The organism is Erythrobacter fulvus (genome assembly GCF_028595285.1).
Taxonomy (GTDB): Bacteria; Pseudomonadota; Alphaproteobacteria; order Sphingomonadales; family Sphingomonadaceae; genus Erythrobacter; species Erythrobacter fulvus.
Window position 1 is genome coordinate 139,601 of record NZ_JAQQXQ010000006.1, and the last position, 19,761, is coordinate 159,361.

Sequence of the window (19,761 nt, forward strand, 5' to 3'; positions counted from 1 at the left end):
CTTACTTCCCCGTCCAGTTGGGCTTGCGCTTTTCGGCAAAGGCGGCCGCGCCTTCGCGGGCGTCGTGGCTGACGAACACCGGGCCGATCAGCTTGCCCTGGTTCGCGTAGCGATCGGCCATCGGCCAGCCGCGCGATTCCTTCATCACCTGCTTCGACACGCGCACCGCGAGCGGACCATTGGCGGCAATCCGCGCGGCCAGTGCCTTGGCACCCTCCAGCGCAGAACCTTCGGTCACTTCATTGATCAGGCCGAGCTGGTAGGCACGCTCCGCACCGATGAAATCGCCGGTCAGCGCCAGCTCCATCGCGATCCGCTCGGGAATCTGGTCGGGCAGCATCATCACGCCGCCTGCTGCCGCCACAAGGCCGCGCTTCACTTCGGGAATGCCGAACTTCGCGCCCGCGTGGGCAACCACCAGATCGCAGGCGATCATCAGTTCGAGCCCGCCGGCCAGCGCATAGCCCTCGACCGCGGCGATCAGCGGCTTCTTGGGCGGAGCCTGCACGACGCCGCCGAAGCCGCGACCTTCCACGCTCGGGGATTCGCCGCGCAGGAAGCCCTTGAGGTCCATGCCTGAACAGAACGTCCCGCCTGCGCCGGTCAGGATGCCGACCCGCAGATCGTCTTCGGCGTCGAGCCGGTCCATCGCTGCCGCAATCCCCTCGGCCGCGGCCTTGGTCATGGCGTTTTTCGCTTCGGGGCGGTTGATGGTGACGATGAGGACGCCGTCCTCGACTTCGGTCAAAACTTCAGGTGCAGCGGTATCGCTCACGGTTCTCTCCCTATCGAAAATGTGATTGCGATTTGAAACGCAATTCTTGTGCGAGTGGTGCAGTGGGTTTACGGACGCGTCAACCGCATTTTCGCTACATCGGGAGAGGAACATCATGGCCGAGGCTTATATTATCGACGCAGTGCGCACTCCGCGCGGGATCGGCAAGCAGGGTAAGGGCGCGCTCGCCGCATGCCATCCGCAGCATCTGGCCGCGACGGTTCTGAAGGCGATCAAGGATCGCAACCACCTCGACACCGGCACGGTCGATGACGTGATCTGGTCGGTCAGCACGCAGGACGGGATGCAGGCGGGCGACATGGGCCGCATGGCCGCGCTCGATGCAGGCTATGACATCACCTCGTCCGGCACCACGCTTGATCGCTTCTGCGGCGGCGGCATCACCAGCGTCGCGCTGGCCGCCGCGCAGGTGATGAGCGGGATGGAAGACTGCGTCGTCGCCGGGGGCACCGAGATGATGAGCCTCACCGCCGCGATGAGCCAGGAGAAGATGCGCGCCGGGATCAAGCCGCCGATGATGGGCAGCTATAACGAGCGCCTGCAGGCGGTCCACCCGCAGTCGCACCAGGGCATTTGCGGCGACGCGATTGCGTCCAAGGAAGGCTTCACCCGTGAGGAGCTGGACGAGGTTGGCTACCGCTCGCAGCAGCGCGCGGCGGAAGCGATTGCCGAAGGGCGCTTTGCCAAGTCGGTGGTGCCGGTGGTGGCCGATGACGGCTCGGTTATCCTCGACCGCGAGGAATATCCGCGCCCGCAGACCACCCGCGAGGACCTTGCCAAGCTCGAACCGGCCTTCCCCAAGATCGCCGACGTGCCGCTCAACGAGGCGGGCACGACCTTCCGCAAGCTGATCAACAAGAAGTATCCCGATTTGGAGATCAAGCATTTCCACCATGCGGGCAATTCCTCGGGCGTGGTGGATGGCGCGGCCGCCGTCCTGATCACCAGCAAGGATTATGCGCAAAAGCACGGCCTGCGCCCACGCGCCCGCATCGTTGCCACCGCCAACATGGGCGATGATCCGACGCTGATGCTCAACGCGCCGGTGCCTGCGGCGAAGAAGGTGCTGGCCAAGGCGGGCCTGACCAAGGACGACATCGACCTTTACGAGATCAACGAGGCTTTCGCCGTGGTCGCGGCAAAGTTCGTGCGCGATCTCGAGCTCGACTGGGACAAGGTCAACGTCAACGGCGGCTCGATCGCATTGGGTCACCCTATCGGTGCCACGGGCTCGATCCTGATCGGCACCATCGTCGACGAACTCGAACGCCGCGGCGGGCGTTACGGCCTTGTCACCATGTGCGCAGCAGGCGGCATGGCCCCGGCTATCATTGTTGAGCGGGTGGACGATTTCGTTGACTAAGGTGCCCGATAACACCCCCGTCATCATCGGCGTGGGGCAATATTCCGAGAGGGTCGGCGAGCCCGGCTATGCCGCCCTCTCCTATATGGACCTTGCGGGACGGGCGCTGGCGGCGGCGATAGCCGACAGCGGGGCGCATGGTGATGTGGCGGACGCGATCGACACGCTCGCCGCTATCCGCGCTTTCGAAATGTCGCGCCCGGACAGGAAGCCTCCTTTCGGCGCGGCGGACAATGTGCCGCGGGCTATTGCCAAGCGGGTGGGGGCCAATCCCACACGCGCGATCCTGACGACCACCGGCGGGCAAACCAATCAGCAGCTGGTGGGCGAATTCGCTTCGGCAATTGCGACAGGCGACAGCCGGTGCGCGGTGATTGTCGGCAGCGAAGCGATTTCGACCGTGTTGGCGCTGTCGGCCAAGGGCGAAATCCCCGACTGGTCGGAAGAAGTCGGCGGCGACTTCGAGGATCAGGGTTTCGGTGTCGAGGAACTGATGGAGCCGGTGCTGTTCGCCCATGGGGCAAGCGGGGCGATCCCGCTTTATGCGCTGGCCGAGAACGCGCGGCGTCACAAGCTGGGGATGGGGCTGGAGGAATACCGGCTGGAAATCGGCAAGCTGTTCGCGCCCTTCACCAAGGTGGCAGCTGCCAATCCCCACTCCGCCGCGCCGGTCGAACGCAGCGCGGAAGAGCTCGCCACCGTCACTGACCGCAACCGCATCGTCGCCGAGCCCTATCCGCGCATGACCGTGGCGCGCGATCAGGTAAATCAGGCGGCGGCTGTGATCGTCGCCAGCGCCGGATTGGCGCGCGAGCTGGGCGTGCCTGAAGAGCAGTGGGTGCACATCCACGCCGTCACTGCCGCGACCGAGTTGAAGCTGTCACAACGTCCCGACCTGTCGGCCAACCCGGCCTCGCTTGCCAGCGTCGATGCGGCGCTGGAGCGGGCGGGCAAGTCGATCGGCGACATGCGCTACATCGACTTTTATTCGTGCTTTGCGATCCCCGTGTTCAACCAGTGCGACCACTTCGGCCTGTCGGTGGACGACCCGCGCGGGCTGACGCTGACGGGGGGTCTGCCCTTCTTCGGCGGGGCGGGGAACAACTACTCGGCTCACGCCATCGCGGAAGCCGTGCAGCGGGTGCGGGCGGATCGCGGTTCCTTCGCACTGGTCGGCGCGAATGGCGGCTGGATGAGCAAATATGCCACCGGCATCTATTCGACCGAGCCTGCCGACTGGAGTGCGAATGACCGCTTTGCCAAGCTGCCCAAGGCCACCGACAAGGTGCCGTTCGCCAAAGGGCCGGTGGATGCAGCGACGATTGAAACCTACACCATCAACCGCGGCCCCAAGGGCGCCGAGGCGATCTTCATCGGTCGCTCCGACACCGGCGAGCGGGTGGTGGGCAATGCCGACCTCACCGATGCAGCTACGGCCGAGGCCTTCGAAAGCGGCGAGCCGTTCGGAAAGCGCCTCGCCCTGACGCAGGACGAACGCGGGCGGACGCTGGGGCGGGTTACCGCCTAGTCCCGCCCAGAAAGTCGAGCGCGTCGAAGCCTTCGGGCGCGGGCACTTCGGTGATGGGATCGTCGCGGTCATCGAACTCGGTGCGCAGCGCGCGGCTCATGATGGCGTGCATGTGGTAGAGGCAGGTGATGTAGGTGAGCTCGAGGATCTCCTCGTCGCTGAACACCGCCTTCACAGCTTCGAACAGCGCGTCGGGCACGCGCCCGCCGTGGCATACCAGCCGGTCGGCATAGGCGAGGACGAGGCGCTCTTTCGGCTCGAACACGTCTGCTGTCTGCCACACCGGCAGGGCGGCAATCTTGTCCTCGCTCACCCCCAGGCCGCGCAGGCTCTTGCAGTGCTGCGAGAACACGAACTGGCTTCCCGTGGCCCATCCGGCCCAGGTCTGGCCAAGCTCGCGCAGGACAGGGTCGAGCTTGCGTTCCGGCGAGCGATAATAGGCAAAGCCCTGCGCAGCGTGACGCAGTGTGTCGGGCGAATTGGCGAACACCGTCCACCAATCGCCGCGTGTGCCGGTGGCGGTTCCGGGCTCTGCGACCGGATCGCGCGTCCCGAACAATTGGGCGTAGAGCGGCTGGGCGACCTTCGCATCGGCCTCGGCGCGGGGGACTTCCCTCAGGCGCGGCATCAGGCGTCCTCCGCCAGAGTCGCCGGGGCGTGGCGCACATCTTCCGGCCCGAAGCTGCGGGTGGTGGCCGCGAATTCGAGCATGATACCATTGGGATCGGTGAAATAGACCGAGCGCACAAACACCCCCTCATGCATCTCGCGCGCGTAGCCCGAAGGGCTATCGTCGTGGTTGAACACCATGTGGGTGTGCGGCACGCCGGCTTCCTCCAGCCGCTCCAGCGCCGCCTCAAGCTCGGCCTCCTCCATGTCGAAGGCGAGGTGGTTCATCGATCCCACCGCCGTCTTGGCGTCGAAGGGGAACTTCTTCACCGAAGCGATCCCGGGGGCGGCGGGCGGGGCGTCCTCCCACCAGAAGAATGCCACCGCATTGCCGCCGCCGGCATCGAAGAAGAAATGCTGGCCGCCGTCAGGCAGCTGCACCGTCTTGAACAGCGGCATTTGCAGCACTTGCGTATAGAACTGCGTGGTTTCCGCCATGTCGCGGCACACCAGAGCGATGTGGTTGATGCCCTTTGTTCTGATCATCGCGTTTCTCCCTCGGAAACGGAACCTGCCCTGATCGCGCGCGGCTGGCAATTGCTTGCGCGAATCGTCGCTTTCGGGTAGATGGTTTCACTTGAAACTAGTTTTGCGCAGCGGAGAGAATGACGCCATGAACGCCCCCACCAAAGACCTGTTCGATAACCCCGCCGGCCTCGACGGGTTCGAATTCGTCGAATTCTGCGCGCCGGAAAAGGGTGTGCTGGAACCGGTGTTCGAAGCGATGGGCTTTACCCGCGTCGCGCAGCATCGTTCGAAGGACGTGCACCTGTGGCGGCAGGGCGGCATCAATCTGATCGCCAATTACGAACCGCGCAGCGCCGCATGGTATTTCGCCCGCGAGCATGGCCCTTCGGCCTGCGGCATGGCCTTCCGCGTGCGCGATGCCGCCAAGGCCTATGACCACCTGATCGCCAAGGGTGCCGAGCCGGTGGCGGTGCAGACCGGGGTAATGGAACTGCGCATCCCCGCGATCCGCGGCATCGGCGGGGCGATCCTCTATCTGGTCGATCGCTACGAGGGCGCGGATAACGGCAACGGCCTGACCATCTATGACATCGATTTCGAATATCTGCCGGGCGTCGACAAGCACCCCGTCGGCGCGGGTTTCCACACCATCGATCACCTGACCCACAACGTCTACACCGGGCGCATGAAGTACTGGGCCGACTATTACGAGACCCTGTTCAACTTCCGCGAGATCCGCTTCTTCGACATCAAGGGCGAATATACCGGCCTCACCTCCAAGGCCTTGACCGCCCCCGACGGCAAGATCCGCATCCCGCTCAATGAAGAGGGCGAGGGCGGCAAGGGCCAGATCGAGGAATTCCTGCGCGCCTTCAACGGCGAGGGGATCCAGCATATCGCGCTGATCTGCGATGATCTTGTGGCCTGCTGGGATCGTCTGAAGGCTCTGGGCGTCCCCTTCATGACCGCACCGCCCGCGACCTATTACGAAATGCTGGGCGAACGCCTGCCCGGCCACGGCGAGGATGTGGACGCATTGAAGATGCGCGGCATCCTGCTCGACGGCACTACGGAAGGCGGCAGCCCCCGCCTGCTGCTCCAGATCTTCGCGCAGGCGCAGGTCGGGCCGGTGTTCTTCGAATTCATCCAGCGCAAGGGCGACGAAGGCTTCGGCGAGGGCAACTTCAAGGCCCTGTTCGAAAGCATGGAGCGCGACCAGATCCAGCGCGGCGTGCTGAGCGTCGAGGAGCCTGCCGAATGACGCATCCCGTCAATCTTTCCGGCATTCACCACGCCGCGTACCGCTGCAAGGACGCGCGTGAGACCGTGGAGTGGTATGCCCGCGTGCTTGGCATGACCTACACCACTGCCTTTGCCGAGGATCACGTGCCCTCCACCGGGGAATATGATCCCTACATGCACGTCTTCCTCGATGCCGGGAACGGCAACATCCTCGCCTTCTTCGAACTGCCCAACCAGCCGGAGATGGGCAAGGACCCGAACACGCCTGAATGGGTGCAGCATCTGGCGCTGAAAGTGCCCTCGGAAGAGGCGTTGCTGGCGGCCAAGGCGCATATCGAGGCGCAAGGCATCGATGTGCTCGGCCCGACGCATCATGGCATCTTCAAGTCGATCTATTTCTTCGATCCCAACGGCCACCGCGTCGAATTGGCCGCCGATATCGGCACTTCGGAGCAGTATGAAGAACTCGCCCGCGTCGCGCCGGTGATGCTGGAGGAGTGGAGCCAGACGAAGAAGGCCCCGCGCCACGCCGACTGGCTGCACGAGATTGCGCGCGCGGAGCACGCGGCCAAGGGGTGACTCTTCCCTTTTTGATCTGACGCAAAGCTTATCTGGGCCGACTCCCCCACCTTGAGCCAACTCAAGAGGGGGGATTCGGCCCATGCGCATTCTGTTCGTTCATCCCAATTACCGTTCCGGCGGGGCCGAGATCGCCGGGACATGGCCCCCGGCATGGGTCGCCTATCTGACCGGGCCGCTGAAGCGCGCAGGGTTTGACGACATCACCTTCATCGACGCGATGACCGAGGGCCTGTCGGATGAGGAGCTGGCAGCGCGGATGCGCGAGCTCCAGCCCGATCTGGTCGGCACCACCGCGATCACGCCCAGCATCTATGCCGCCGAACGCGTGCTGGAAGTCGCCGCGCTGACCGTGCCGGATGCAGTGCGGGTGCTGGGCGGCATCCATGCGACCTTCATGTATGCACAGGTGCTCGCCGAAGCCCCGCATATCGATGTGATCGTGCGCGGCGAGGGCGAGGAAATCGCGGTCGAGCTGTTCACGGCAATCAAGGAAGGCCGCTTCCCCACCGATGCGCGCGCCATCAAGGGGCTGGCCTTCCGTGAGGGCGAAAAGGTGGTCGCCACCGAAGCCGCCGACACGATCAAGGACATGGGATCGATCAGGCCCGACTGGGACATCCTCGACTGGAACCAGTACACCTACATCCCGCTGGGCACCCGCGTCGCCATCCCCAACCTCGCGCGCGGCTGCCCCTTCACCTGTTCCTTCTGCTCGCAATGGAAGTTCTGGCGCGACTACCGCGTGCGCGATCCGAAGGACGTGGTCGACGAAATTCAGGAACTGCACGAAAAGCACGGCGTCGGCTTCTTCATCCTCGCTGACGAGGAACCCACGATCAACCGCAAGAAATTCATCGAGTTCTGTCAGGAGCTGATCGACCGCGGCCTGCCGGACAAGGTGAAATGGGGGATCAACACCCGCGTCACCGATATCTACCGCGACAAGGAATTGCTGCCCTTCTACCGCAAGGCGGGGCTTGTCCATGTCAGCCTCGGCACGGAAGCCGCGGCGCAGATGAAGCTCGACCGGTTCAACAAGGAAACCAAGGTCGAGGAGAACAAGCAGGCGATCAAGCTGCTGCGCGATGCCGATATCTTCGTGGAAGCGCAGTTCATCGTCGGGCTCGACAACGAAACGCCCGAGACGCTCGAGGAAACCTACCGCATGGCGTGGGACTGGCAGCCCGATCTTGCCAATTGGGCGATGTATACGCCCTGGCCCTATACCCCGCTGTTCGAAACGCTGAAGGATCAGGTCGAGGTTCACGACTTCTCGAAATACAATTTCGTCACCCCGATCATGAAACCCGCCGCGATGGAGCGCGGGGAGCTGCTCAACGGCGTGATGAAAAATTACCGCCGGTTCTACATGCAAAAGGCGCTGTTCCACTATCCGTGGCGCGGCACGGGGTTCCGGCGACGCTATCTGCTGGGGTGCCTCTATGCCTTCCTGCGGGCGGGCTTCAAGCGCACCTTCTACGATCTCGGCAAAGCCGGGTACTGGGGGCCGCAGACGGCGAAGAAGGTCGAATTCCATTTCGACGAAAGCCGCGCTGCCGCGATCGATGCGGCGAGCGACTGGGAAACCGCCGCCGACCGCGCCGCGCAGGCGCAGGAACGGCGCGAGGCGGTGCGCGCGCAGATGAAGGAGCGCGCCAAAGAACGCAAAGGCGAAGACCGCCGCCGGGACCGGATCGATGTCGGCTGACGCGCGGATACTCGGTCGTCGCCGACCGGGTGCGCTGATCGGTCCGAATGCCGTGCTTCAGACGGTGGCGGTGATGGAAGAACAGCTCGGGCCTGCCGAAACGCGGGCGATCCTGCTCGACGCGCAGATCCATGCCAAGCCGTGCGGCACGCACATGATCCCCGAGGTGCATGCGCTGCGATTGCATCGTTGGCTGGCCATGCACGAACCGATGGCCTGCTTCGGCATTGCCGAGCAAGCGGGCGCGCGCACGGCCGACTACATCATCGCCAACCGCATACCGCGCGCTGCCGTCTGGTTGCTGCGCCATCTGCCCGCCATGCTCGCCGCGCCACTGCTGATGGCGGCGATCCGCAAGCATGCCTGGACTTTCGTGGGGGCGGGCCGGTTCGCGCCGCAGGGCGCGTGGTGCTTCACTATCGATCGCAGCGCCGCCGACGATCCGATGATGCCCCCCGACAGCATGTTCGCATGGTATGCTGCGGTGTTTACCCGGCTTTACCGGCAGCTGGTGGCGGATGATTGCGTGTGCCGGATGATCGAGCCCGATGCACCCTGCGAAGCGTCGCGCGCCTATCGCATAACCCGCGACTAGCGCCCGTTCTTGCGATCCTGTTCGCGTTTCTGGCGGAGAAGCTTGTCGACATCGATCACTTCGGCGCGGGCCTTCATCCAGCGGATGCTGGCGAGGCTCCACACCAGCACCGTCACCAGATACAGCGCGAGTGCGCCCCAGAATTCCGGTCGGCCTTCAAGGCGTTCGGCAAAGACGGCAAAGGCAATGGTCGGCACCGCAAACAGTGCCATCCACACCCCGAACTGGGTCCATCCCTTCGTCCCGCGCGGCGTGATCGTGAAATTCCACGGCCCGCGCCGATACATCACGAACGGCTTGTCTTCGTCACGCATCATCATTTCTTTCGCCTGATGGGCCGGGTGGGCGTCCACGCTTTGCGCCCTTGCTCACCGGAACCTTCACACCCCGCCGCCCAAGCGCCTCGCGCAGCAGCACCTCGATCTCGGCGTTCACGCTGCGCAATTCGGCATCGGCGAGCCGCTGTACCGCATCGTGGAGCGCCGGATCGAGGCGCAGGGGAAAGGCCTTTTTGGCGGACATGACGGATCAGTAGAGCGATCCTGCATTGACCACCGGCTGCGCTTCCTGCTCGGCGCACAGCACCACCATCAGGTTGGACACCATCGCCGCGCGGCGTTCGTCATCGAGGTGGACGACGTCCTTCTCGCTAAGCTGGGTGAGCGCCATCTCGACCATCGATACCGCCCCTTCGACCAGTTTGGCGCGTGCTGCAATCACCGCTTCGGCCTGCTGGCGGCGCAGCATCGCACTGGCGATTTCGGGCGCATAGGCGAGGTGGGTGAGGCCGCATTCGTCAACCGTGATCCCCGCCACCGCCAGCCGTTCGATCAGCGCGATACGCAGCTCCGCGCCGACTTCCTCGTGATTGCCGCGCAGGGTGATCTCGAGATGCTCGATATCGTCATAGGGATAGCGCGAGCCGATCGAGCGCACCGCTGCTTCCATCTGAGCGGTCACAAATTCGCGGTAGTCGTCGACGTCGAACAGCGCCTGCGCCGTGTCGGTCACCCGCCACACAACCTGCGCGGCCATCTCGATCGGGTTGCCGCGCGCGTCGTTGACCTTGATCTTGTCCGAAATGACGTTGTTGGCGCGAACGGCGATCTTGGCGCGGGTCAGCCACGGCAGCACCCAGCGCAGCCCTTCGTTGCGGTCGGTGCCCTTGTATTCGCCGAAAAGCTGGATCGCGGCGGCCTCGTTCGGGTTGATCATGTAGAACCCGGTGAGGACCAGCAGTCCCAGCACCCCGGTGATGATCGCGCCAAGCACCATCCACCCGTTAGTCTGCGCAGGGGCGACGGCGGCGAAGAACATCCACGCGGCAACCGCCACCAGCAACAGCGAGACCAGCAGCATCACGTAACCGCTCTGGGTGGCGGCCGGAACCTCGCGGCTGCGGTTGAGAGCGGGGGAATCAGTAGAGGACATGACGAATCTCCAAGCGATATAATTATGATATCGTATTTATATCAAATGGGTCAGGGGTCAAGCGCTATCGGTTAATGCCGCCTTGGCCCTTTCGCCTGCTCTTCCGCCAGCGTTCTCCAGCGGCGTCTCAACCGGCTAAAACCAGGTCAGCAGACGGCGGCGCCGGTCGCCCGCGCCAAAGTTGCGGAGCTGCGCGACGCGCGCTGGATCTGATCTGCCTGCACAAACGAAAAAGGCCCCCGGCATTGCTGCCGGGGGCCCCCTTGCGACCCTGATCGGGGGGTGATCGGGTCAAGCCGATGCGCGCAAGCACGCGCAATAGCTCAGTGGTACTTGGCGTAGCTGAGATCGAAGCGGTCGGCGTTCATCACCTTGTTCCAGGCGGAGATGAAGTCGCACACGAACTTGCCCTCGGCTCCGGCCTCGGCATAGACCTCGGCCTGGGCGCGCAGCATCGAGTTCGATCCGAACACCAGATCGGCGCGGGTGGCGCGGTATTTCTCCGCTCCGGTGGCGCGGTCGGTGCCGACATATTCCTCGTCGCCCGAACCTTCGACCGGCTTCCACTTGGTGCCCATGTCGAGCAGGTTGCGGAAGAAGTCGGGGGTCAGCACGCCGACCTTGTCGGTAAACACGCCGTGCTTGCGGTTGCCGCTATTGGCGCCAAGCACGCGCATCCCGCCGACCAGCGCGGTCATTTCCGGGATCGAGAGGCCGAGTAAATGCGCCTTGTCGATCAGCATTTCCTCGGTCCGGACGATCGACTTGGTGCGCAGGTAATTGCGGAATCCGTCGGCGAAAGGCTCGAGAGGTTCGAAGCTGGCCGCGTCGGTATGCTCCGCGCCCGCATCGCCGCGCCCGCCGGTGAAGGGCACGGTCACGTCGAAACCCGCATCGCGCGCCGCCTTTTCGACCGCGGCAGAGCCCGCCAGCACGATCGCGTCGGCCATGCTCAGCGAACCGCGATGCTGTTCGATCACACCGAGCACCTTGGCGAGCTCGTCCGGATCATTCGCCGCCCAGCCCTTTTGCGGGGCAAGCCGCACCCGCGCGCCGTTGGCACCGCCGCGGTGGTCCGAATTGCGGTAGGTCGAGGCCGAAGCCCATGCCGCCTTGACCAACTCGCTGACGCTGAGGCCAGAGCCGAGGATCGCGTCCTTGAAGCGCGCGACTTCTGCGTCGGACGGCATGGTTCCGGAGGGCACCGGATCCTGCCAGATCAGGTCTTCGGCGGGGACTTCCGGGCCCATGTAACGGATCTTGGGCCCCATGTCGCGGTGGCACAGCTTGAACCACGCACGCGCGAAAGCATCGTCGAGCGCGGCCTGATCGTTCAGGAACTTCTCCGAGATTTTGCGATAGTCCGGATCGTTCTTGAGCGCCATGTCGGCGGTGGTCATCATCGTCGGCACGCGCTTGTTCGGATCGCGCGCGTCGGGGGCGAGGTCTTCCGGATCGGGGTTGATCGGCGTCCACTGGAACGCGCCCGCGGGCGACTTCACCAGCTCGTAGTCATACTTGAACAGCAGGCGGAAATAGTCGCCGCCCCACTGGGTCGGGTTGTTCGACCAGCTACCCTCGATCCCCGAGGTGGTGATGTTCCCGGCCGCGATTTCGGCCTCGTCATTGAGCCAGCCGAAGCCCTGCAGTTCGAGTACCTCGCTTTCCGGCGCGCCGCCGAAGGTGTCGGAAGGATGCGCCCCGTGGGCCTTGCCGAAGGCGTGGCCGCCTGCGGTGAGCGCGACGGTCTCCTCGTCGTTCATCGCCATGCGGGCGAAGGTTTCGCGCATGTCGCGGGCCATGCCTTCCGGATCATGCGGGTTGCCCTGCGGCCCTTCGGGATTGACGTAGATGAGGCCCATCTGGATCGCGGCCAGCGGGTTTTCCAGCGCGCGGCCTTCCTTTGGCTGGATGCGGGTGGCGACGCCTTCGTTGACCCACTGCTCCTCGGTGCCCCAGTAGACGCTTTCGGGTTCATAGACGTCCGCGCGGCCGCCGCCGAAGCCGAACACCGGCCCGCCCATCGATTCAATCGCGACATTGCCCGCGAGGATGAACAGGTCGGCCCAGCTGATGTTCTTCCCGTATTTCTGCTTGATCGGCCAGAGCAGGCGGCGTGCCTTGTCGAGGTTGCCGTTGTCGGGCCAGGAATTGAGCGGAGCGAACCGCTGCTGGCCGCTGCCCGCACCGCCGCGCCCGTCACCGGTGCGATAGGTGCCCGCCGCGTGCCACGCCATGCGGATGAAAAACGGGCCGTAATGGCCATAGTCCGCCGGCCACCATGGCTGGCTGTCGGTCATCAACGCGGTGAGATCGGCCTTGAGGGCATTGTAATCGAGCGCGTTGAAGGCTTCGGCATAGTCGAAGTCCTCGCCATAGGGATTGGCGCTGCGCCCGCCTTCGGTGAGAATGTCGAGTTGCAGGGCTTCGGGCCACCAGTCGCGATTGGTGCGGCCCAGCAGGCTGCGCATTTCGCTGCTGCCGTGGAACGGACAGCCGCCGCTCATTTCTCCGGTCTTGGCATCCATGTCAGACTTCTCCTCTCGTTTTGGGACTCGGACTTTATCCAAGCTTTATGACGACAGGATGCGCTTCGAGCCTTAAGGCGTCCAATCGATTAAAACGCGCTTATTGATTTATATTATCGATTGAGTCTGTTTGCGGATCGATCTCTTGCGCACCGACCGAGCCATGCGACCAGCAACCGGAAATGTGTTACTGGACTAATACAGTAAGTGGGTCTACCGGTGTAGGTGTCTGATCTGTCAAACATGGGAATGGAAATTCGGCAATGCGTATCCTTCTCGCTTTCGCGCTTGCTGTCATGGCCAATGTCGCCTTCCCGGCTATGGCCCAGCAAGATTCCGCAACAGTGGAACTGGCCTCGGGAGCTCAGGTTGACGCTGCATATCTTGATCAGGCACTTGAAGCAGCGGCCGCCAGTCAATCAGTTTCCGGATTTTCGGTTGCCTTGGTGAACGGCAACCAAATCGTCTACCGGAGGAGCCTTGGTGTCGCTGACCGGGAAACACAGGTCGCCGTTTCCAAAACGACACTGTTCGAATTCGCTTCGATGTCCAAACCTGCCTTTGGTGCGTTGGTGGTCGATCTGGCCTCCGACGGTATCATAGATCTCGATCGGCCGCTCGCCGAATACTACCCGCATCCCGACCTTGGTGCTGATCCCCGCGCGGCGAAAATCACCGCCCGCCAAGTGCTCACCCATCAGAGCGGACTTCCCAACTGGCGGACCGACAGCCCTGATGGAAAACTGGATATCGCTTTCGAACCCGGAACCGGTCGGCGGTATTCTGGCGAGGGGTATGAATATCTGGCCGACGTTCTCATGCATATACTCGGCACCGATGATCGCGGTCTCGACGCGATCTTTCGCCAGCGTTTTGCGAAACCCTCGGGAGCATTCGATACCCATTTCGTGCAGGATGCCGATCGCGTGCGGCGCAAGGCAACCGGCTATGCAAAGGGCAAACCGTTCTCAGGCGATATCGACTACGCCAATGACGGCTTTGGAGCCGCCTATTCGATCCATTCGACTGCGTCTGATTATGCCCGGTTTATGATCGGCATCATGGATGGCTCAACCCTCGATGAAGATGAGCGCGCGATCTTCTTCGCACCCCAAGGCGTGCCGATACCGGAAGACGATCCAGAGCGTGCCATCGGTCTTGCCGATCAGGCTCTCGGTTATGCCGTCTATGAATTGCCGATCGGGCGCGTCTTTGCGCATGGCGGAAACAACGAAGGCTTCACCGGCTCGTCGGCGATGCTGCCGGACGAAGGATGGGCCTTCGTTATCGTATCAAACGAAAATCAGGCCAATGATTTTGTCCTGCAGACCATGAGCCTTGTGCTCGGCTTGATTCCTTTGCCCGCGCCCTAGGGCGCGATGCCATCAAGCGGCCTCGGCCACGTCCTCGGCGGGTTCGTTGCGGATCAGGAAGTCGAATGCGCCGAGGCCGGCCTTGGCGCCTTCGCCCATCGCCACCACGATCTGCTTGTGCGGCACGGTGGTGCAATCGCCCGCGGCGTAGATGCCGGGCAGGTTGGTTGCGCCGTGATCGTCGATCACGATCTCGCCGAACTTCGACAGCTCAAGGCCCGTCTCGCGCAGCCATTCGGTATTGGGCACAAGTCCGATCTGTACGAACACGCCTTCGAGCGCGATACGGCGCTCCTCGCCGTTGGCGCGGTTCTTGAGCACGAGGCCGTTCACGCGGCTGCCGTCGCCCAGCACTTCGGTGGTCTGGCCGTTGGTGATGATTTCCACGTTCGGCATCGAGCGCAGCTTGCGCTGGAGCACCTCGTCGGCGCGCAGCTTGGTGTCGAACTCGATCAGCGTCACGTGGCCTACGATCCCGGCAAGGTCGATCGCCGCTTCGACGCCAGAATTGCCGCCGCCGATCACCGCGATGCGCTTGCCCTTGAACAGCGGGCCGTCGCAGTGCGGGCAATAGGCCACGCCCTTGTTGCGATACTCCGCCTCGCCCGGCACGCCGAGATTGCGCCAGCGCGCGCCGGTGGAGAGGATCAGCGAACGCGCCATTAGGCTCGCGCCGTTTGCCATCACGACTTCGTGATAGCCGCCAACGTCCTTGGCGGGCTTGAGTTCGACCGCGCGGGCGAGGTCGATCAGGTCGATATCATATTCGCCGACATGCGCCTTGAGGCTGTCGGTCAGCTTGGGGCCTTCGGTATAGGTGGTGCCGGGCAGGTTCTCGATCCCGAGCGTATCCATCAGCTGCCCGCCGAAACGTTCGGCGGCAATACCGGTGCGGAAACCCTTGCGCGCGGTATAGACCGCCGCTGCGGCACCCGCAGGGCCGCCGCCAACCACCAGCACCTCGAACGGAGCCTTGGCGGCGAGCTTTTCGGCCTGCTTCGCGTCGGCGTTCTTGTCCAGCTTCGACAGGATTTCGGCCAGTTCCATCTTGCCGTTGTAAAACGGCTCTCCGTTGAGGAAGGTCGCGGGCACCGCCATGATGTCGCGGCGCTCGACTTCGTCCTGGAAGGTGCCGCCTTCGATAAGAGTGGCGGTGATGCGGGGGTTTTCCAGCGCCATCAGCGTCAGCGCCTGCACCACGTCGGGGCAGTTGTGGCACGACAGCGAGAAGAACATCTCGAAATGGAAATCGCCCTCGAGCGCGCGGACCTGTTCGATCAGGTCGGCATCGACCTTGGGCGGGTGACCCCCGGCCCACAGCAGCGCGAGAACGAGCGAAGTGAATTCGTGACCCATCGGCAGGCCGGCAAAGCGCACCCACTTTTCCGCATCGCTGGCGCGGCGGATGACGAAGCTGGGCTTGCGATCATCGGTGCCGTCGAAGCGCGCGGTGACGAGGTCGTGCAGCGACGCGATCTGTTCGATCAACTGGCGGGTCTGGCGCGACTTCTCGCTATCGTCGAGCGAGGCGACCAGTTCGATCCCTTCGCGAAGATTGCCGAGATATTGCTTCAGCTGGGCCTGCATTGCGGCGTCGAGCATGGTGTCCTCCGGGGCGCGTCGGGCGCGCGAAAATCTGGGATGATCCGTGGCGGGTAACACGGGACCGGATGCCATCCGCCCGTCAAAGGGGGGGAGGGGCGGGAACATCCGGTCCCGGCTACGACCCGAGGGCTCGAAACGGCTCTCGGGATTTTACGGTCGGCGCGCCTCTTGGGGGAGGGGGGGATGCGGCGCGCCGGCCGGTCTGTCAGGTCACGTCTTAGATCTTGCCGACGAGGTCGAGCGAGGGGGCGAGGGTTTCCGCGCCTTCTTCCCACGCCGCCGGGCAGACCTGGCCGGGGTTGGCGCGCACATACTGCGCAGCCTTGATCTTGCGGGTCAGTTCGTTGGCATTGCGGCCCACGCCTTCGCAGGTGATTTCCATGATCTGGATCACGCCGTCCGGATCGACCACGAAGGTCGCACGGTCAGCCAGGCCCACGCCTTCGCGCAGCACGCCGAACTGGTTGGACAGCACGTGGTTCTGGTCGCCCAGGAACGGGAACTTGAGCTTGCCGATCTTGTCCGAGGTGTCGTGCCAGGCCTTGTGGCTGAAGTGCGTGTCGGTCGAGACGGCGTAGACTTCGACGCCCATCGACTGCAGCATTTCGTACTTTTCGCCCATGTCCTCGAGCTCGGTCGGGCAGACGAAGGTGAAGTCGGCCGGGTAGAAGAAGAACACCGACCACTTGCCAGCGAGGTCTTCGTTGGTGACGTCGAAGAAGTCCTTGCCAGCCTGGAACGCGGTCGCCTTGAACGGCTGGATGGTCGAACCGATGATACCCATGTGGAATTTTCCCTTGTGTTGGGGTGGTTGAGAGAGGGCGGAAATTCGATGCTGCCCAGATAGGGATTTTCGCGCTGCACAAAAGTTGATTTGTGCGATTGCGAAAATCGGATTTATCAATCGTCGATACGCAGCAATGATCGGATTGGTTCCCGTTGGCCGCCGGGACGCGGCAGGGGATCAGTTGCTTGTCTGCCCGCCGGCAAACCGCTCCTCGCGCAGCACCGGGGCTGCCCGTCCGGCCGCGGCGACCAGTGCGTCGGCTTCCTTGAGTACGGCCATGAAGGCCTGATGGCTTTCGTCCATGCAGCCTGAATTCCATGCGATCTCTATCGTCGTCGCGCCGCGAGTCAGGCGGATCGTTCCGTAGGGCAGATCGGACATTCGATTGACGCAATTTGCCGGATCGGGCGCCTCGTCCGGCAGGCGCGCGAGGATTGCAGCAAGACTGGCGGCGCGGTGCGGATCATCGGCGATTTCGTGCCAGACGAGCGGGTAGGTGCCGAGCGGTTTGAAGCGTTCCTTGCGCGTTTCGGTCCAGCTGCCCCCGCCAAGGCCGGTCAGCCGCCAGCGGGTAACAGGTTCGCCCCAGCTCTTGACCTCGAAGGCCATGAAATCCCATTGTTTGGCAGAATTGTTTTCGTCGTGTGCCGCAGCCGGGCCGAAGAGGGAAAGTCCGGCTACGGACAGGGCAACAATCAGGGGCGCGACGAAGGAAAGGATGCGGCGCATGTGGAAGTGGATATTTATCGGGTTTGCCCTTTTCTACGCGATCGCCTTGGCGCTGCTGGCGATCGGCACCTTCGGCCTGTTCGGGCAGGAGCGCGATCCCCTTTCGGGCATATTCCTGATTCCGCTGGGACTGCCCTGGAACCTGATCGGCGACCGCGCCGGACTGGCGGGCCCGTGGCTGGCAATGCTCGCTCCGGCGATCAACGCCGCCATCCTTTACTGGCTGTGGCGGCGTTGATCCTCCGGGCAGGGTCGTGCCCGAAGCGGAGTGACGGGCCGGATCAGCCGCCGGTGATCATCGCATCGACGACGACATAGGTCTCCGGGCCGAAGGTGATGGTTGTCTGGTCGCCGCTGCGGGTCCATTTCAGGTCCCATCCTGCCGAACCATCGGCCTGGACGCTGTCGGCGCCATAGGGCTCGGTGCCGCGGAAGAAGATCGCGCGCTTCATGCCGTCGGGCTTGGTCACCTCGACCAGATGTTCGCCGGGCGCATCGCCCCAGTTGCGCTTGATCCCGGCATCGCATTTCTGCGTCGGCGGGGCACCGTCGAAGCCGCAGGAGATGATGGTCGTGGCGTTGTAATCGGTGCCGGGCACCAGCGCGTCCTCGGCGGCTTCGGGCGGCGGAGGCGGGCCATTGGTTTCGGCTGCCGCCATCGCTTCGGGACCGCCCGCAGCGGCACTGTCAGAGGTGTCGTCCCCCGTGCCGCCGCAAGCAGCGAGGCTCGCCACCAGCAGTGTGGTCCAAAGCAGACGCGTGTTCATGATCGTCATGGTCTTTCCCCTTCGATCGAAGCGCAGCGCCTTACAGCGCGCCCTCGCTGCCGGTATACATTACCTCGCCGATGGTACCGTCGCGATAGGCAAGGCAGCGCCACGGCGCTTCGGCACCGGCGACATTGATGTAGATTTCGACCGCAGCTTCGGATTGCTCGATGCGATTGGTGCCGATCCCGCCGCCGCCGGTCACGTCATTGACCCGCGCAAGGCATTTTTCCTCAAGCGATCCCGGGCCGCGGATCTTCGCTGCGGCGGCCTTGGCCGGTTTCTGCTGCGCCGGTGCGGCTTGCGCCGGGCCGTTCTCGCCCATGCCGACATTCGCATCGCCCATCGGAATGCTCACCAGTCGCACACCCTCGACATTGCTCACGATCGTCCCGCCAAGAGCCTCTGCCGAGGCTTCGTCGGGGCAGCCGACCAGAACCGCGCTGTCGTCGAGGTAGTTCGAGGTAGCCGGGCTTTCGCCCAGACGTCGGCAGGGCGCGCCGGGGCCGGGGTAGCCGTCGCCGAACGGGGCAAGACTTTCGGGAATGTCCACCGCAGCCGATCCGGCGGCAGGCTCGGCCGCGCTGTCTTCGGCCGGGGTTCCACCACAGGCGGCGAGAACCAGTGCGAGACTCGATGCAATCGTCAGGCGAGAAATCATGTCATGCTCCACTGTCATCACAAGACAGGAAAGTATGGCGGGGCAGTTTCGTGCCGGCGGTGTGCCTCGGTGCCGGCATGATCCGGCCCCGCCATTGGTAACCGGTTTACCCGTCCCGCTCAGCGGCAGTTCGGGTGCTGACCGATATCGCGGATGTCGTAGAACTTGCCGTCGTCGATGATTACTTGCACGCACTGGCGGCTATCGCGCTTCCACTGGATCGAATAGCGGCTGTTGCCGCTGGTGAAATTGTCGACCTGGGTAAAGCCGCGCCGTTCCAATTCGCTCATGCCACCGGCCGCACGTGCGCCCCGGAGGTCGTCGATCCGGGCGGTCTGGACATAGCCGCCGCGGCGCTGGTGATGGCCGAGGTTGGCCTCGCGCTCGTCGACGCCCTTCTCGTAACCATGCGAATAGGCATCCGAGCGGCTGTAATTGTGGTAGGTCGCGCCGTGGAGCCCGTCGGTGTAGCCGCGGTCGAACTCGGCGGTCTGTTCGCGGTCATAGTCGCGGCCTTCCTTGTGGTGCGACTTGCCGCCGAGCAGCGCGCCGAGGATCGCCGCCCCGGCGACCACGCCGACCGCTGCGGCAGCGCCGTCACCCTTGTGATGGCCGCAATCCTGATCTGTGGCGTCACTGACGGTCATGACCTTGCCGCTCATGGATTCGACGACCACGCAGTTGTCGTTGCCGCCGTGCCACCAGTAGCTGTTGACGAAGCCGCCGGAACTGCGGTGGCTGGAAATACTCTTGAAACCGCGGTTCCTGAGTTCCCGTTCGGCGCTGGCGGCATCCATGCCGTTGATCCAGGTGAGGCTGCTGGCCTTTTCAGCGAGCACAGGCGTCGCAGCAAGCGTTCCGCAAACCGAGGCTGCGAGCAGGCTGCGGGTCAGACGATTCTTCATGTTTCTCTCCCAAAATCACTGGCC

21 protein-coding genes are annotated in these 19,761 nt (G+C 63.9%); 8 read left to right on the forward strand and 13 right to left on the reverse strand.

Annotated features, from left to right (window positions below; translation table 11 throughout):
- Nucleotide 1: 1 nt before the first annotated feature.
- Nucleotides 2–775 carry a crotonase/enoyl-CoA hydratase family protein gene (locus OIK40_RS09425; RefSeq protein WP_273678073.1) on the reverse strand — a complete coding sequence of 258 codons (774 nt, stop codon included), beginning with the start codon at nt 773–775 and terminating at the stop codon, nt 2–4.
- Between the two features lie 115 nt (nt 776–890).
- On the opposite strand from OIK40_RS09425, the gene OIK40_RS09430 reads away from it, so the two are divergent.
- Nucleotides 891–2,159: an acetyl-CoA C-acetyltransferase gene (locus OIK40_RS09430; RefSeq protein ID WP_273678074.1), complete on the forward strand. Its 1,269-nt coding sequence runs from the start codon at nt 891–893 to the stop codon at nt 2,157–2,159.
- A gap of 1 nt (nt 2,160) precedes the next feature.
- Nucleotides 2,161–3,687: a TLP1 C-terminal extension domain-containing protein gene (locus OIK40_RS09435; protein WP_273678165.1), complete on the forward strand. Its 1,527-nt coding sequence runs from the start codon at nt 2,161–2,163 to the stop codon at nt 3,685–3,687.
- Here OIK40_RS09435 and OIK40_RS09440 read toward each other — a convergent pair.
- Nucleotides 3,677–4,315 carry a carboxymuconolactone decarboxylase family protein gene (locus OIK40_RS09440; RefSeq protein WP_273678075.1) on the reverse strand — a complete coding sequence of 213 codons (639 nt, stop codon included), beginning with the start codon at nt 4,313–4,315 and terminating at the stop codon, nt 3,677–3,679. The genes OIK40_RS09435 and OIK40_RS09440 overlap by 11 nt on opposite strands.
- Nucleotides 4,315–4,842 (reverse strand): VOC family protein, encoded by a 528-nt coding sequence (locus OIK40_RS09445; protein ID WP_273678076.1) that lies wholly within the window; start codon nt 4,840–4,842, stop codon nt 4,315–4,317. Before OIK40_RS09445 ends, OIK40_RS09440 begins: the two co-directional genes overlap by 1 nt.
- 127 nt (nt 4,843–4,969) lie before the next feature.
- Here OIK40_RS09445 and hppD point away from each other — a divergent pair, with 127 nt between their 5' ends.
- The 4 genes from hppD (at nt 4,970) to bchJ (ending at nt 8,951) form a co-directional block, all read left to right on the forward strand.
- Nucleotides 4,970–6,085: a 4-hydroxyphenylpyruvate dioxygenase gene (gene hppD, locus OIK40_RS09450; RefSeq protein ID WP_273678077.1), complete on the forward strand. Its 1,116-nt coding sequence runs from the start codon at nt 4,970–4,972 to the stop codon at nt 6,083–6,085.
- Nucleotides 6,082–6,645 (forward strand): VOC family protein, encoded by a 564-nt coding sequence (locus tag OIK40_RS09455; RefSeq protein ID WP_273678078.1) that lies wholly within the window; start codon nt 6,082–6,084, stop codon nt 6,643–6,645. The genes hppD and OIK40_RS09455 overlap by 4 nt, the downstream gene beginning before the upstream one ends.
- Before the next feature lie 82 nt (nt 6,646–6,727).
- A complete protein-coding gene (gene bchE, locus OIK40_RS09460; protein ID WP_273678079.1) occupies nt 6,728–8,356 on the forward strand; it encodes a magnesium-protoporphyrin IX monomethyl ester anaerobic oxidative cyclase in 1,629 nt (542 codons plus the stop codon).
- Nucleotides 8,346–8,951 (forward strand): bacteriochlorophyll 4-vinyl reductase, encoded by a 606-nt coding sequence (bchJ, locus tag OIK40_RS09465; RefSeq protein WP_273678080.1) that lies wholly within the window; start codon nt 8,346–8,348, stop codon nt 8,949–8,951. Before bchE ends, bchJ begins: the two co-directional genes overlap by 11 nt.
- Here the strand turns inward: bchJ and OIK40_RS09470 are convergent.
- From OIK40_RS09470 to katG, 4 genes are all read right to left on the reverse strand, one after another.
- Complete coding sequence (locus tag OIK40_RS09470; protein ID WP_273678081.1) at nt 8,948–9,265, reverse strand: hypothetical protein; 318 nt, start codon at nt 9,263–9,265, stop codon at nt 8,948–8,950. The genes bchJ and OIK40_RS09470 overlap by 4 nt on opposite strands.
- The gene (locus OIK40_RS09475) at nt 9,258–9,473 is read right to left on the reverse strand and encodes a type II toxin-antitoxin system antitoxin (RefSeq protein ID WP_273678082.1); all 216 of its coding nucleotides are present in this window, start codon (nt 9,471–9,473) and stop codon (nt 9,258–9,260) included. The genes OIK40_RS09470 and OIK40_RS09475 overlap by 8 nt, the downstream gene beginning before the upstream one ends.
- A 6-nt stretch (nt 9,474–9,479) precedes the next feature.
- A complete protein-coding gene (locus tag OIK40_RS09480) occupies nt 9,480–10,382 on the reverse strand; it encodes an SPFH domain-containing protein (RefSeq protein ID WP_273678083.1) in 903 nt (300 codons plus the stop codon).
- A 323-nt stretch (nt 10,383–10,705) separates the two neighbouring features.
- Nucleotides 10,706–12,910, reverse strand: a complete 2,205-nt coding sequence (gene katG / locus OIK40_RS09485; RefSeq protein WP_273678084.1) for a catalase/peroxidase HPI — start codon at nt 12,908–12,910, stop codon at nt 10,706–10,708.
- Between the two features lie 263 nt (nt 12,911–13,173).
- Between katG and OIK40_RS09490 the strand changes: the two genes are divergently transcribed.
- Nucleotides 13,174–14,283 carry a serine hydrolase domain-containing protein gene (locus OIK40_RS09490; RefSeq protein WP_273678085.1) on the forward strand — a complete coding sequence of 370 codons (1,110 nt, stop codon included), beginning with the start codon at nt 13,174–13,176 and terminating at the stop codon, nt 14,281–14,283.
- A gap of 12 nt (nt 14,284–14,295) precedes the next feature.
- Here the strand turns inward: OIK40_RS09490 and ahpF are convergent, their stop codons facing one another.
- The 3 genes from ahpF to OIK40_RS09505 all read right to left on the reverse strand — a co-directional run bounded on the left by ahpF (nt 14,296) and on the right by OIK40_RS09505 (nt 17,284).
- Nucleotides 14,296–15,885: an alkyl hydroperoxide reductase subunit F gene (gene ahpF / locus OIK40_RS09495; RefSeq protein ID WP_273678086.1), complete on the reverse strand. Its 1,590-nt coding sequence runs from the start codon at nt 15,883–15,885 to the stop codon at nt 14,296–14,298.
- A 220-nt stretch (nt 15,886–16,105) separates the two neighbouring features.
- Nucleotides 16,106–16,672, reverse strand: a complete 567-nt coding sequence (gene ahpC / locus OIK40_RS09500; RefSeq protein ID WP_273678087.1) for an alkyl hydroperoxide reductase subunit C — start codon at nt 16,670–16,672, stop codon at nt 16,106–16,108.
- 180 nt (nt 16,673–16,852) lie between these two features.
- The gene (locus OIK40_RS09505; RefSeq protein ID WP_273678088.1) at nt 16,853–17,284 is read right to left on the reverse strand and encodes a hypothetical protein; all 432 of its coding nucleotides are present in this window, start codon (nt 17,282–17,284) and stop codon (nt 16,853–16,855) included.
- Between the two features lie 118 nt (nt 17,285–17,402).
- Between OIK40_RS09505 and OIK40_RS09510 the strand changes: the two genes are divergently transcribed.
- Complete coding sequence (locus OIK40_RS09510; RefSeq protein WP_273678090.1) at nt 17,403–17,642, forward strand: hypothetical protein; 240 nt, start codon at nt 17,403–17,405, stop codon at nt 17,640–17,642.
- A gap of 43 nt (nt 17,643–17,685) precedes the next feature.
- Here OIK40_RS09510 and OIK40_RS09515 read toward each other — a convergent pair whose 3' ends face one another.
- The 3 genes from OIK40_RS09515 to OIK40_RS09525 all read right to left on the reverse strand — a co-directional run bounded on the left by OIK40_RS09515 (nt 17,686) and on the right by OIK40_RS09525 (nt 19,737).
- Nucleotides 17,686–18,180 (reverse strand): hypothetical protein, encoded by a 495-nt coding sequence (locus tag OIK40_RS09515; protein WP_273678091.1) that lies wholly within the window; start codon nt 18,178–18,180, stop codon nt 17,686–17,688.
- 31 nt (nt 18,181–18,211) lie between these two features.
- On the reverse strand, nt 18,212–18,832 hold the full coding sequence (locus OIK40_RS09520) for a hypothetical protein (RefSeq protein ID WP_273678092.1): 621 nt from the start codon (nt 18,830–18,832) through the stop codon (nt 18,212–18,214).
- A 119-nt stretch (nt 18,833–18,951) separates the two neighbouring features.
- Nucleotides 18,952–19,737, reverse strand: coding sequence for a hypothetical protein (locus OIK40_RS09525; protein WP_273678093.1), 786 nt, complete (start codon nt 19,735–19,737; stop codon nt 18,952–18,954).
- Between the last annotated feature and the right edge of the window lie 24 nt (nt 19,738–19,761).

Coding starts and splice junctions, on each gene's coding strand:
- OIK40_RS09430 (WP_273678074.1), top strand. CDS start 891: ATGGCCGAGGCTTATATTATCGACGCAGTGCGCACTCCGCGCGGGATC.
- OIK40_RS09440 (WP_273678075.1), bottom strand. CDS start 4,315: ATGCCGCGCCTGAGGGAAGTCCCCCGCGCCGAGGCCGATGCGAAGGTC.
- OIK40_RS09445 (WP_273678076.1), bottom strand. CDS start 4,842: ATGATCAGAACAAAGGGCATCAACCACATCGCTCTGGTGTGCCGCGAC.
- hppD (WP_273678077.1), top strand. CDS start 4,970: ATGAACGCCCCCACCAAAGACCTGTTCGATAACCCCGCCGGCCTCGAC.
- OIK40_RS09455 (WP_273678078.1), top strand. CDS start 6,082: ATGACGCATCCCGTCAATCTTTCCGGCATTCACCACGCCGCGTACCGC.
- bchE (WP_273678079.1), top strand. CDS start 6,728: ATGCGCATTCTGTTCGTTCATCCCAATTACCGTTCCGGCGGGGCCGAG.
- bchJ (WP_273678080.1), top strand. CDS start 8,346: ATGTCGGCTGACGCGCGGATACTCGGTCGTCGCCGACCGGGTGCGCTG.
- OIK40_RS09470 (WP_273678081.1), bottom strand. CDS start 9,265: ATGCGTGACGAAGACAAGCCGTTCGTGATGTATCGGCGCGGGCCGTGG.
- OIK40_RS09475 (WP_273678082.1), bottom strand. CDS start 9,473: ATGTCCGCCAAAAAGGCCTTTCCCCTGCGCCTCGATCCGGCGCTCCAC.
- OIK40_RS09480 (WP_273678083.1), bottom strand. CDS start 10,382: ATGTCCTCTACTGATTCCCCCGCTCTCAACCGCAGCCGCGAGGTTCCG.
- katG (WP_273678084.1), bottom strand. CDS start 12,910: ATGGATGCCAAGACCGGAGAAATGAGCGGCGGCTGTCCGTTCCACGGC.
- OIK40_RS09490 (WP_273678085.1), top strand. CDS start 13,174: ATGCGTATCCTTCTCGCTTTCGCGCTTGCTGTCATGGCCAATGTCGCC.
- ahpF (WP_273678086.1), bottom strand. CDS start 15,885: ATGCTCGACGCCGCAATGCAGGCCCAGCTGAAGCAATATCTCGGCAAT.
- ahpC (WP_273678087.1), bottom strand. CDS start 16,672: ATGGGTATCATCGGTTCGACCATCCAGCCGTTCAAGGCGACCGCGTTC.
- OIK40_RS09505 (WP_273678088.1), bottom strand. CDS start 17,284: ATGGCCTTCGAGGTCAAGAGCTGGGGCGAACCTGTTACCCGCTGGCGG.
- OIK40_RS09510 (WP_273678090.1), top strand. CDS start 17,403: ATGTGGAAGTGGATATTTATCGGGTTTGCCCTTTTCTACGCGATCGCC.
- OIK40_RS09515 (WP_273678091.1), bottom strand. CDS start 18,180: ATGACGATCATGAACACGCGTCTGCTTTGGACCACACTGCTGGTGGCG.
- OIK40_RS09520 (WP_273678092.1), bottom strand. CDS start 18,832: ATGATTTCTCGCCTGACGATTGCATCGAGTCTCGCACTGGTTCTCGCC.
- OIK40_RS09525 (WP_273678093.1), bottom strand. CDS start 19,737: ATGAAGAATCGTCTGACCCGCAGCCTGCTCGCAGCCTCGGTTTGCGGA.